General features: G+C 75.8%; 11 protein-coding genes and 1 rRNA gene. 10 read left to right on the forward strand and 2 right to left on the reverse strand.

The features are described from left to right. The 7 genes from J5O08_RS19330 to J5O08_RS19360 all read left to right on the forward strand — a co-directional run. Positions 1 to 1,127: carbohydrate ABC transporter permease (locus tag J5O08_RS19330; RefSeq protein WP_255590245.1), on the forward strand; the 1,127-nt coding region annotated here is incomplete at its 5' end. Beyond that, positions 1,124 to 2,044 (forward strand): carbohydrate ABC transporter permease, encoded by a 921-nt coding sequence (locus tag J5O08_RS19335; RefSeq protein WP_218708526.1) that lies wholly within the window; start codon positions 1,124 to 1,126, stop codon positions 2,042 to 2,044. The genes J5O08_RS19330 and J5O08_RS19335, both read left to right, overlap by 4 nt. A 94-nt stretch (positions 2,045 to 2,138) precedes the next feature. Continuing rightward, a complete protein-coding gene (locus tag J5O08_RS19340) occupies positions 2,139 to 3,593 on the forward strand; it encodes a GuaB1 family IMP dehydrogenase-related protein (RefSeq protein ID WP_218708527.1) in 1,455 nt (484 codons plus the stop codon). Between the two features lie 129 nt (positions 3,594 to 3,722). Then, entirely contained in the window at positions 3,723 to 4,427 is a 705-nt protein-coding gene (locus J5O08_RS19345) for a type 1 glutamine amidotransferase (protein ID WP_218708528.1), read from the forward strand. After that, positions 4,424 to 5,182, forward strand: a complete 759-nt coding sequence (locus J5O08_RS19350; RefSeq protein ID WP_308281733.1) for a CoA pyrophosphatase — start codon at positions 4,424 to 4,426, stop codon at positions 5,180 to 5,182. The genes J5O08_RS19345 and J5O08_RS19350 overlap by 4 nt, the downstream gene beginning before the upstream one ends. A 172-nt stretch (positions 5,183 to 5,354) precedes the next feature. Beyond that, positions 5,355 to 6,881: an MATE family efflux transporter gene (locus J5O08_RS19355; RefSeq protein WP_218708529.1), complete on the forward strand. Its 1,527-nt coding sequence runs from the start codon at positions 5,355 to 5,357 to the stop codon at positions 6,879 to 6,881. 9 nt (positions 6,882 to 6,890) lie between these two features. After that, positions 6,891 to 7,724: an EI24 domain-containing protein gene (locus J5O08_RS19360; protein WP_218708530.1), complete on the forward strand. Its 834-nt coding sequence runs from the start codon at positions 6,891 to 6,893 to the stop codon at positions 7,722 to 7,724. 53 nt (positions 7,725 to 7,777) lie between these two features. Here the strand turns inward: J5O08_RS19360 and J5O08_RS19365 are convergent, their stop codons facing one another. Beyond that, positions 7,778 to 8,473 (reverse strand): TetR/AcrR family transcriptional regulator, encoded by a 696-nt coding sequence (locus J5O08_RS19365; protein WP_218708532.1) that lies wholly within the window; start codon positions 8,471 to 8,473, stop codon positions 7,778 to 7,780. A 59-nt stretch (positions 8,474 to 8,532) separates the two neighbouring features. On the opposite strand from J5O08_RS19365, the gene J5O08_RS19370 reads away from it, so the two are divergent. From J5O08_RS19370 to J5O08_RS19380, 3 genes are all read left to right on the forward strand, one after another. Next, positions 8,533 to 9,531, forward strand: coding sequence for a saccharopine dehydrogenase (locus J5O08_RS19370; RefSeq protein ID WP_218708533.1), 999 nt, complete (start codon positions 8,533 to 8,535; stop codon positions 9,529 to 9,531). Positions 9,532 to 9,593: 62 nt separating this feature from the next. Beyond that, positions 9,594 to 10,766, forward strand: coding sequence for an aminoglycoside phosphotransferase family protein (locus J5O08_RS19375; protein WP_218708534.1), 1,173 nt, complete (start codon positions 9,594 to 9,596; stop codon positions 10,764 to 10,766). A 160-nt stretch (positions 10,767 to 10,926) separates the two neighbouring features. Beyond that, positions 10,927 to 11,349 carry a DUF1801 domain-containing protein gene (locus J5O08_RS19380; protein WP_218708535.1) on the forward strand — a complete coding sequence of 141 codons (423 nt, stop codon included), beginning with the start codon at positions 10,927 to 10,929 and terminating at the stop codon, positions 11,347 to 11,349. 640 nt (positions 11,350 to 11,989) lie between these two features. On the opposite strand, the gene rrf is transcribed toward J5O08_RS19380, so the two are convergent. Next, a 5S ribosomal RNA gene (gene rrf / locus J5O08_RS19385) occupies positions 11,990 to 12,106 on the reverse strand. Between the last annotated feature and the right edge of the window lie 6 nt (positions 12,107 to 12,112).

Consider the following 12,112-nt stretch of genomic DNA (forward strand, 5'->3'; position numbering starts at 1 on the left):
GGGGCCGCGAGGCCGCGTCGGGGTGGCTGTTCCTCACCCCGATGCTCGTCATCCTGGGGCTGTTCCTGGTCGTGCCGGTGCTCATGGCGCTCTGGGTCAGCCTGTCCGACTGGACCGGCCGCGGCAGCCCGCTGTCGTCGGACGTCGGGTTCGTCGGGCTCGACAACTACGAGCGCCTGCTGCTCGGCGGCGGCCTCGCCACCCAGGACTTCGGCACGGCGATGCGCAACAACGCGTACTACGTCCTGCTGGTCGTCCCGCTGCAGACCGCGCTCGCCCTGTTCCTCGCGACGATGGTCAACCGCGCCGCGCTGCGCGGGAAGGGCTTCTTCCGGACGGCGTTCTACTTCCCGTCCGTGACGTCGTCGGTCGCCATCACGGTGCTGTGGCTGTTCCTGTTCTCCGCCTCGGGCACCATCAACGCGATCCTCGCGAAGCTGTCGATCACCGGTCCGAACTGGTTCAACGACCCGCAGGGCGTGATCCACCTGCTGCTCGGCACCCTCGGCGTCGACTCGGCGCCGGCCGCGCTGGCGCAGCACGGGTTCCTCGGCATCTCCCTGTGGGAGTGGGCCGCCGGCCCGTCCGTGGCGATGACCGCGTTCATCCTGCTGGCGATCTTCACCACCTCCGGCACGTTCATGCTGCTGTTCCTCGCGGCGCTGCAGGCCGTCTCCGCCGAGGTCGAGGAGGCCGCGGTCATGGACGGCGCCAACGCCCGGCAGCGGTTCTTCCGGGTCACGCTGCCCATGCTGAAGCCGACCGTGTTCACCGTGGTGACCCTCGGCCTCATCGGCACCTGGCAGGTGTTCGACCAGATCTACACCGGCACCCAGGGCGGCCCCGCCAAGACCACCCTCACCCCGGCGTACCTGTCGTACACGGCGGCGTTCCAGAACAACCAGTGGGGACGTGGCGCCGCGATCGCGTTCGTGCTGTTCGCGATCATCGTGCTGCTCACCGTCCTGCAGCGGATCGTGCTCCGGGAGCGCGACGTGCCTCGTCGCAAGCGGTTCCACCGGACCCCGCCCGCTCCCCCGGCCGCCGTCGCCGCGACCGCCACCACGACCGGCGGCCCGGGCGCCGGCGCGACGACCTCCACCTCGACGACCGGGAGCGACCGATGACCGCCGCCACCGTCACCAGCGGCACCCGGGGTGCGTCCCGCGGCGCGTCCGGGCCCGCCGGCGGCCCGGCGCCGCGGGCGCGCCGCAGCCGGCGCCGCATGCTCGCGACGTCGTTCACCTACGCGGTGCTCGTCGTCCTCGCGATCCTGTACGTCTACCCGTTCCTCATCCAGGTCGCGACGTCGTTCAAGACCGACGCCGAGGCCGCCCAGAACGCGATCTCGCTGATCCCCCAGACCTGGTCCACCGCGGCCTACGAGCGGCTGTTCCTGCGGTCCGACTTCCCGCTGTGGTTCCGGAACTCGGTGGTCGTCACCGTCGTCGTGACGATCGGGCGGGTGTTCATCAACTCGCTCGCCGGCTACGCCCTGGCGCGGTTGCGGTTCCGGGGACGCGGGCTGGTGTTCGCCGGGCTCGTCGCCGTCATGGCCGTGCCGAACGTCGTGCTGCTCATCCCGAAGTTCCTCGTGATCAAGCAGGTCGGCATCTACAACTCGTTCGCGGGCCTGATCATCCCGCTGCTCGCGGACGCCGCCGGCATCTTCATCATGAAGAACTTCTTCGAGTCGATCCCGCCGTCGGTCGAGGAGGCCGCCCGCATGGACGGCGCGGGGACCTTCCGGGTGTTCTGGTCCGTGGTGCTGCCGATGGCCCGTCCCGCGCTGGTGACCATCGTGATCCTGTCGTTCCAGGGTTCCTGGAACGAGCTGTCGCACTTCATCGTCGCGTCCCAGGACCCGCAGCTGGTCACGCTCACCAAGGGCGTCGCCCAGCTGGCGTCCGGCCAGCTGTCCCAAGGCACGCAGTACCCGCTGAAGCTGGCGGCCGCGGCGATCATGACGATCCCCGTCGCCGTGCTGTTCTTCATCTTCCAAAAGCGGATCATGAACCAGAGCGCCGGTGCTGTGAAGGAGTAGTGCCCGTCCCGCGGGGCCCCGGTGCGGGGTCCCGCGGTCCCGGGTGGGTGCCGCACGGCGCCCGGTAGCATCGGGCGGAAAGGGGAACACACCTATGCGCTTCCTGCCCGGGCACCAGCCCTCCTCCGACCTCACCTACGGCGACGTCTTCCTCGTCCCGTCCCGGTCCGAGGTCGCCTCCCGCTTCGACGTCGACCTGTCGTCGACCGACGGCACCGGCACCACCATCCCGGTCGTCGTCGCCAACATGACCGCGGTCGCCGGCCGCCGCATGGCCGAGACCGTGGCGCGCCGCGGCGGCCTGGCCGTGCTGCCGCAGGACGTGCCGACCGACGTCGTCGCCGACGTGGTCGCGTCCGTCAAGGCCAAGCACACCGTCGTCGAGAGCGCCGTGGTCGTGTCCCCGCAGGACACCGTGCACACCGCGCTCACCCTGATCGGCAAGCGCGCGCACGGCGCCGCGGTCGTCGTCGAGGGCGACCGGCCCGTCGGCGTCGTCACCCCCGCCGACTGCGAGGGCGTCGACCGGTTCACCCAGATCGCCGACGTGATGTCCGGCGACCCGACCACTGTCGAGCTGTCCGTCGTCGAGTCCGGCGGCACCGCCGGGCTGGAGGCCGCGTTCGAGCGGCTGCACGGCTCGCGGCGCAAGTTCTCCCCCGTCGTCCGCGACGGCCGGCTCATCGGCGTGCTCACCCAGGTCGGGGCCCTGCGGTCCTCGATCTACACCCCGGCGCTCGACGCGCAGGGGCGCCTCCGCGTGGCCGCCGCGGTCGGCGTGAACGGCGACGTCAAGGGCAAGGCCGCCGCGCTGCTCGACGCCGAGGTCGACGTCCTCGTCGTCGACACCGCGCACGGCCACCAGCGCAAGATGCTCGACGCCCTCGAGGCCGTGCGGTCGCTCGACCCGCGGGTGCCGGTCGTCGCCGGCAACGTCGTCACCGCCGAGGGCACCCGCGACCTCATCGCCGCGGGCGCCGACATCGTCAAGGTCGGCGTCGGCCCCGGCGCCATGTGCACCACCCGGATGATGACCGCCGTCGGGCGGCCGCAGTTCTCCGCCGTCCTCGAGTGCGCCGCGGCTGCGCGTGAGCTCGGCAAGCACGTCTGGGCCGACGGCGGCGTGCGGCACCCGCGCGACGTCGCGCTCGCCCTGGCCGCGGGCGCCTCGCAGGTCATGGTCGGGTCCTGGTTCGCCGGCACCCACGAGTCCCCCGGCGACCTGCACGCCGACGGGAGCGGCCGGCTCTACAAGGAGAGCTTCGGCATGGCCTCGGCCCGCGCCGTCGCCGCCCGCACCCGCGGCGGGTCCGCGTTCGACCGCGCCCGCAAGGCGCTGTACGAGGAGGGCATCTCCTCCTCCCGGATGTACCTCGACCCCGAGCGCCCCGGCGTCGAGGACCTGGTCGACCGGATCACCTCCGGCGTGCGGTCCTCCTGCACCTACGTGGGGGCGACCTCGCTCGACGACTTCGCCGAGCGCGCCGTCGTCGGGATCCAGTCCGCCGCCGGCTACGACGAGGGCCGCCCGCTGCCCGACGGGTGGTGACCGGCCCGCGGCGCGACCGCGTCGCGTGACGAGGTGACGGACGGGCCCGGGCCCGGGGTGCGAGAGCCCCGGCCCGTGCCCGTCCGCGTCCCGCCGGGCGCCGCGCCGCGCACCGGTTAGGGTCGCCCCGTGAGCCAGCCGCGTCCCGTCCTCGTCCTCACGCACGTCGCGCACGAGGGGCCGGGCCTCGTCGCCCGCGCGCTCGACGGCCTGCCGATCACGACGCGCACCGTCCTCGACGACCCGTCGCCGCGGCTGCCCGCCGTGACCGACCTGGCCGGCCTCGTCGTCATGGGTGGCCCGCAGGACGCGGACGACGACGCCGGCCACCCCGGCCTGGCCGCCGAGCGCCGGCTCCTGGCCGAGGCCGTCGACGCGGGCCTGCCGACGCTCGGCGTCTGCCTCGGCATGCAGCTGCTCGCGCTCGCCCTCGGCGCGCCGCTGCACCGGCGGCACGGCACCGAGATCGGCTTCGCGCCCGTCGACGTGGTCGCGCACGACCCGCTGCTCGCCCCCGCCGGCCCGCGACCGACCGTGCTGCACTGGCACTCCGACGCCGTCGACCTGCCCTCGGGAGCCACCCTGCTCGCGTCGACGGAGACCACCCCCGTGCAGGCGTTCCGCGCCGGGTCCGCGGTCGGCACGCAGTTCCACCTCGAGGTCGACCCGACGGTGCTCGACCTGTGGCTGTCGACGCCGCAGATGATCGCCGACCTGGAGCCCGACGAGGTCGCCGCGATCCGGCTGGGCTCGCGGCAGCACCTCGCCGCGCTGCGGCCCGGGGCGGACCTCGGGCTGGCGTCGTTCGCCGACGCGGTGCGGGAGCGGACGTGACGGCGGGGTCGGGCGCCGGCGCGGCGTCGGGGGCCGGCGCGGCGTCGGGGGCCGGCGCGGCGTCGGGGGCGCTCGCCGACCTCGTCGCCCTGTGCGCCGCGCGCCCCGTGTGGGCTCCGGACCCCGAGCGGGCCTTCGACGCACCGCCGCCCGGGCGGGAGGCGTCGCACGCACGGCCGGTCCGGCAGTCGGCGGTGCTCGTCCTGTTCGGCGTCCTCGACACGGCGGACGCGCGCGCCGACCACCCCGCGGTCGCGGCGGACCTCGACGTGCTGCTGACCCGCCGCTCCCCCACGCTGAGCCACCACCCGGGCCAGGTCTCGTTCCCCGGCGGCGGGATCGACCCGACCGACGCGGGCCCCGAGGCGGCGGCGCTGCGCGAGGCGCGGGAGGAGACCGGCCTCGACCCGGCGGGCGTGCGGGTGCTCGGCACGCTGCCGCTGCTGCCCGTCACCGTGAGCCGCAACCTCGTCACGCCCGTCCTCGGGTGGTGGGACCGGCCGTCGGCGGTGGCGGCGACCGACCCGGCGGAGACCATCGACGTGTTCCGGGTCCCGGTGGCGGACCTGGTGGACCCCGCGCGCCGGGTGACCACCGTCCTGCGCCGCGGCGGCCACGAGTGGCGCGGGCCGGCGTTCGACGCCGACGGGGTGCTCGTGTGGGGCTTCACCGCGTTCATCCTCGACCGGCTGCTCGACGCCGTCGGGTGGGCCGTCCCGTGGGACGAGAGCCGGACGGTGCCGGCGCCGGTGTGACGTCGCCCGCAGCGGCGCGTCGAACGGGTGGAATCGCCCGCCGGACCCTCTGGTCAACCGCCGTCGAAACGATACGATCGGTGCTGCGGCGCGACGGCACGACCGGCGACCGCCCCTCCCCCCGCCCGACCGATCCGCACCCACCCCCGCCCTGCCCCGGAGCACCCTCGTCATGGCCAAGGTCCTGACCGCCGGCAGTCCCTGGCGCGTCATCCTCGTGTTCGCCGTCCCCCTGCTGGTGGGCAACGTCGTCCAGCAGCTCTACCAGTTCGCCGACGCCGTCGTCGTCGGCCGCCACCTCGGCGTCGACTCGCTCGCCGCGGTCGGCGCCACCGGCAGCCTGCTGTTCCTGCTGCTCGGCTTCGCCTGGGGCATGACCTCGGGCTTCGCGATCCCCACCGCCCAGGCGTTCGGCGCGCGGGACGCCGCCGCCGTGCGCCGCTCGGTCGCCGCGGGCACCATCCTCACCGGCGCGACGAGCGTGCTGCTCACCGTCGGCGCGCCGCTGCTGGCGGGCCCGGCGCTCGCGCTGCTGCAGACGCCGTCGTCCCTGATGGCCGAGGCCACGACGTTCGCGCAGGTGAGCTTCCTCGGCGCCGGCGCGCTCATGTTCTTCAACTTCCTCGCCGCGATCATCCGCGCGATCGGCGACTCCCGGACGCCGCTGTGGTTCCTCACGCTGGCGTGCGTGCTCAACGTCGTCCTGGTCGTGGTCATGGTCGGCCCGATGCGACTCGGCGTCGGCGGCGCCGCGCTCGCGACGGTCGTGTCGCAGGCGCTGTCGGTCGCGCTGTGCCTGGAGTACGTCCGGCGGCGGGTGCCCGTGCTGCACGTGCACCGCGCCGACTGGCGGGTGCCGCGGGCCGAGCTCGCCGAGCACCTCCGGATCGGCCTGCCCATGGGCTTCCAGGCCTCGATCATCGCGATCGGCACGCTCGCCGTGCAGGTCCGGCTGAACACCCTCGGTGCCGACGCCGTCGCCGCGTACACGACGGCCGCCCGCGTGGACGGCCTGGCGGTCGCCCTGCTGCAGTCGCTCGGCCTCGCGGTCTCGATGTTCGTCGCGCAGAACCTCGGCGGCGGTCGCCCCGACCGCATCCGGCAGGGCGTCGTCCAGGCGTCGTGGCTCGCGGTCGCCGGCTCGGCGGTGCTCGGCGTCGTGCTGTTCGTCTCGGGTGCCTCGCTGGTGCGGCTGTTCGTCGGCGACGGCGCCGCGGAGGTCGTGACGATGGCGACCCAGTTCCTGCACGTCAACGCGGCGCTGTACGCCGTGCTCGGCGTGCTGTTCGTGCTCCGCGGCGCCCTGCAGGGGCTCGGCCGCACGGGCGTGCCGACGCTCACCGGCGTCATCGAGCTGGTCATGCGGGTCGGCGCCGCGATCGTGCTCGGCGCGGCCTTCGGCTACCTCGGCGTCGTGTGGGGCAACCCGCTCGCGTGGGCCGGGGCCGTGGTGCTGCTCGTCCCGGCGTACCTGCGGGCGCACCGGGCGCTCGCGCAGCAGCCGATCGCGCCGCTCGACCGGGTCGAGGCGACGCCTGTGCCGGTGCCGGTCGAGGGGCCGACGGACGGGTCGATGGTCGTCGACGCGGTCGTGCCGCTCCGCGCGGAGCACGACCCGGCTCGGGGCGCGGGCGTCCCGACCCCCGCGGCCGGGGCGGACGACGCTCCCCGGCGGCGGGACGACGTGCCGGCCACCTAGGCTGCCCGCATGCACGAGTTCCTCGCGGGCGCCCGCCTGCTCGGCGGCGGCTGGTCCTGGTGGCGGCGACGACCGGGCGCGATGGCGCGCGGCCTGATCCCCGCGGTCATCGTCGGCGTCGTCGTCCTGGCGGTTCTGATCGCGCTCGTGGTCAACCTCGACGCCGTCGGCGAGACGCTCACCCCGTTCGCCGACGGCTGGTCGCCCGGCTGGGAGCGCACCGCCGAGCTCGCCGCGCAGGGCGTGGTCCTGGTGGGCTCCGTGGTGCTGGTGGTCGTGACGTTCACCGCGCTGACGCTCGCGGTCGGCGAGCCGTTCTACGACCGGATCTGGCGCGCCGTCGAGCAGGACACCACCGGCACCGTCCCCGAGGGCTCGACCGGGGTGTGGCGCGGCGCGGTCGACGGCGTGGCGCTGGTCGCGCGCGGTCTCGTCGCCGCCGCCGTCGCCGGGCTGCTCGGGCTCGTGCCGCTGGTCGGCGCGCCCCTCGGTTGGATCGCGGGCGTGGTGCTCACCGGCTGGGTGCTCGCGCACGAGCTGTCGTCCCGCGCGCTCGTGGCGCGCGGCCTCTCGCGTCGGGAGCGCAACGCGCTGCTGCGCGCGCACCGGGCGCGGGCGCTCGGGTTCGGCGTCGCGACGCAGCTGTGCTTCCTCGTGCCGGGCGGCGCGGTGGCGACGATGCCCGCCGCGGTGGCCGGGTCGACGCTGCTCGCGCAGTCGGTGCTGCCGCGGGGCGCGGGGCCGGTGCCCGCAGGCGCGCCCGCGGTGGCGGCGTCCCCGACGGCCCAGGGCGGGGCGGCGCCGCGGCCGCTCGCGACGGGGGACGACGCCGAGCGCCACTGACGCCGGGCGGTTGCCTGCGCGGTGCGTCGCGGGCACCCGCCCGGGTCGACGTGTCAGGCCCGGACGAGCGCCAGCACCGAGAGCGTGAGGGTGCGCGTCGCCTCGTCGTGGTCGAGCAGCCCGGCCGCCCGCTGCTGCGCGGCGGCGTGCACGAGCGCGGAGACGGCGGCGACCAGCCAGTCGAGCGCCACGTCGTCCCGGACGGCCGCCGCCGCGCGCCCCTCCGCGAGCACGGTCCGCAACGGAGCGACGACGGGCTCGTGCCGCGCGTCGACCTCCGCCGCGGGCAGCACCCGGCAGGCCGCCTCGACGGCGCCGTGCCCCTCGGCGAGCGCGGACCAGCCGGCCCCGAGCAGCGCGCCGAGAGCGCCCACCGGGTCGCCCGCGGCAGCCACGGCGCCGCTCGCGTCGACGACGCCGCTCCGCGCCAGCGCCCGGCGCGCACGGTCGACCGCCTCGTCGAGCGCCGCCCGCACGAGGTCCTCCCGCGTGGGGAAGTGCCCGTAGAGCGTCACCCGCCCGACCCCGGCCGCGTGGGCCACCTGCGCCACCGTGGCGGCCGGGTCCGACGCGAACACCGCGAGCGCGGCGTCGAGCACCGCCTGCCGGTTCCGCCGCGCGTCGGCGCGCGGGGCCGGGCGGGCGGCGCCACGGGCACGCGGAGCCGCCTCGTGACGGCGGACGCCCGCCGTCGTCGCCGGGGTCGCGTCGGGCGGTGTGGCCGAGGTCTCGTCGGAGGTCGAGCGCATGTCGGAATACTATCTCGAACATTGCTGTACGAGTTAGACCCGACCCCGAGGAGCTCTCCGTGCCCGACTCCCCCACGCCCGACCGTCCCCTGCACGTGCTCGTCCTCGGCGGGTACGGGGCCGTCGGAGCGCGCGCCAACGCCGACCTCCGCGCCGCCGGGCACGCGCCGCGGACCGCGGGCCGGGACGCCCGCCGCGCCGACGTCGCCCTCGACCTCGCGGACCGGACCGCCGTCACCCGCGCCGCACGCGAGGCCGACGTGGTGCTCAACGCCGCCGGCCGCGAGGACGTCGACCTGGTCCGCGCCGTCACGGACGCCGGGACCCCGTTCGTCGACATCAGCGCGACGACCGGCTACCTCGCCGCCCTCGAGCGGCTCGAGCCTGCGGCACCTGTCCTGGTCAGCGTCGGCATCGCCCCGGGGCTCACCAACCTGCTGGCGCACGCCGTCGTGGAACGCGACGCCGCCGCTGGGCGCGCGCCGTCCGGGCCGCTCGACGTCGGCGTCGTCCTCGGCGCCGGCGAGGCCCACGGCGCGGCGGCGACCGCGTGGAGCCTGTTGCTGCTCGGGCGGTCCTTCCCCGACACGACGCGTCCCGGCGCCACCGTCCGGAACTACACGAGGGGTGCGCGCTTCGACCTCCCGGGTGGACCCCGGCGGCTGCTCCGGGCGGACTTCAGCGACCAGCACGCGCTCACCCGCGAGCTCGGCCGCCCCGTCCGCACCTTCTTCGGCACCGACACCCGGTTCGCCACCGCGGCCCTCGCCGCGCTGACCTGGGCGCCGCCGCTGGGACGGCTCGCAGGGCGCCTGCACCTGCCCGGGACCGAGGACTGGCTGCTCCACGTCCGCGACGCCTCGGGCCCGCGGGTGTCCGTAACCGGCTCAGGGCAGTCGGCGGCCACCGCGGCGGTGGCGGCGCAGGCCACGGTCGTCGCGGCGGGGGCGCCCGCCGGCGTGCACCACCTGCCGGCGCTCGTCGGCTGGACGGACCTGCGACTGCCGATCACCGTGACGTGGCACTCCGAGCCCACCCGGGCCCCGCGGGGCGAGTAGCCTGACCGGTCCGCCCGCCCAGCCCGACCGGGACCACCCGTGCCGCACCCGAGGAGCCCGCCGTGCCCGTCAAGCCGCCCGCGGAGGTGGACCTGACCACCGACCTCGTCCGCGCGCTGCTCCAGGACCAGCACCCGGACCTCGCCGACCTCCCGCTCCGGCTCGCCGCCCACGGCTGGGACAACGCGACCTTCCGGCTGGGTGACGACCTCGCCGTACGGCTGCCGCGACGCGAGCTCGCAGCCCACCTGGTCGAGCACGAGCAGCGCTGGCTCCCGACGCTGGCCGCGCTCTGCCCCGTCCCTGTGCCTGCGCCCGTGCGGATCGGCCGGCCGGACCCGCGGTTCCCGTGGTCGTGGAGCGTGGTGCCCTGGGTCCACGGCGTGCACGTCGCCCAGCAGCCGGTGGCGGACCGCACCGCGTGGGCGCCCGAGCTCGCCGAGGCCCTGGTCGCGCTGCACGTGCCCGCTCCCGCGGGCGCCCCGGTGAACCCGTTCCGCGGGGGCGCCCTCGCCGGCCGGGCGGCCGCGCTCCGGGCGCGGCTCGACGCCGGTCACCTCGACGGCGCGATCGCGGCCGCGGCGGGCCGGGGCTCGGACGGGAGAGGCGCAGACGGCAGGGGCGCGCTGGGGACGCGGGCGGACGACGCACGCACGGACGGCGCGAGCGGGGCCCGGACGGCTCCGGGCACGGGCACGGGCACGGGCACCCAGAGCACGGACGCCGGGAGCACGGACGCGACGGGCGGAGCGGGCGGAGCGGGCGGAGCGGGCGGAGCGGGCGGAGCGGGCGGAGCGGGCGGAGCGTCGACGAGCGCGACCGCGGGGACGCCCGGCAGTCGTGCTCGCCTGGACGCCCTCTGGCGGGACGCACTGGCCGCACCCGCGTGGCCGGGCCCGCCCGTGTGGCTGCACGGCGACCCGCACCCGGGCAACCTCGTCGCGGCGGACGGCCGTCTCGCCGGCCTGCTGGACTTCGGCGACCTGACGGCCGGCGACCCCGCGTGCGACCTCGCGACCGCGTGGCTGACCTTCGACGCCGAGGGCCGCGCGGCCTTCCGGGCGCGCGCCGACGCCCTGGCCGACGCCCGGGGGCCGCGCGACCCCGGCCGCTGGCGCCGGGCCGCGGGCTGGGCGCTGGTCATGGCATCGGCGCTGGTGACGCACGGCGACGACGATCCCGTGATCGCCGCCGCGGGATCCCACGCGATCGCGGGCCTCGTCCGCGGTGACTGACCACCGCTGGCGTCTCCGGCCGTCGACCGCCGACCGTCGGCGCGGGCACCGAGTGCCGACACCGAGTGCCGAGCGCCGTCCCACGGCACCGGCACACATCGCCCACCGCTGACCCACGGAGCGCACGCCCGTCGTCAGGTGCTTCCGGCATCATGGACGCATGCCCGACTCCCCGAAGACCGTGCCGACCGACGCCGACGTCGACGCGTTCCTCGCCGCGGTGCAGCCCGAACGCCGTCGCCGGGACGCCGTGCGGGCACGCGAGCTGCTCGAGCGGATCACCGGCGAGCACCCGGTGCTGTGGGGTCCGTCGATCGTCGGCTTCGGCAGCGCGCATTACCGCTACGCCTCCGGGCGCGAGGGCGACTGGCCGCCGGTCGCCTTCTCCCCCAGGAAGACCGCGCTGACGCTCTACCTCATGGACGGCCTGGAGGCGCACGCCGCCGACCTGGCGGAGCTGGGTCCGCACACGACGGGCACCGGCTGCCTCTACGTGAAGGACCTGGACGCCGTCGATCAGCCGGCGCTCGAGCGGATCCTCGCCCGCAGCTGGGACGCCCGCGGCGCCAACCCCCGCTCCTGATCCCCACTCCTGCTCCCGGGACGCCACTCACGCGATCACCCACACGCCCGCGGACGCCGACTCTCCATCTCCGCTCTCCGCGCGACCACTCGTCTACACGCAACGGATGGAGACTCGCCGCCCCGCGCCCGCACCCACCCCCGCCGAGTGGGAACTAGATGCTCCCCTCGGCGCCCTGAGGGGAGCATCTACTGCCCACTCGGCGAGAGACGCGGCACTGCACGCGGCGCGTCGATGCGGCCGGCTCTCGCGCCACGTCCGCTCGCCGAGATGGCAACTTTCGGCTGTGCGTCTGCGTGCGGACAGAGCCGAGAGTTGCCATGTCGGCGGGGCGACCCCGCCCACACGCACGCCGCCGTCCGAGTGGACTGTCACGCAGAAGCCGTCGAGCGAACTGTCACGCAGCAGCCGTCGAGCGGGCAGTAGGTGCTGCTTCCCGCGCACGGGAGCGAGCACCTACTGCCCTCTCGGCGAGGACTTCCCCCGCGTGCGGGACACGGGCGCGGGACACGGGCGCGGGACACGGGTGCGGGCGCGTGCGCGGACGGGGTGTTGCGCGACGGCGTGCCCATGACCGTCTGCGGCGTTCCTGGGAAACAGAAAGAGCCACCCCCGAAGGGATGGCTCTTTCTGAAATGATGTCCGGCGGCGTCCTACTCTCCCACACCCTGGCGAGTGCAGTACCATCGGCGCTGAAGGGCTTAGCTTCCGGGTTCGGAATGGGACCGGGCGTTTCCCCTTCGCTATGACCGCCGTAACTCTG

Origin of the sequence: Cellulomonas sp. PS-H5, assembly GCF_019265565.1 — a bacterium.
Lineage (GTDB): Bacteria > Actinomycetota > Actinomycetes > Actinomycetales > Cellulomonadaceae > Cellulomonas.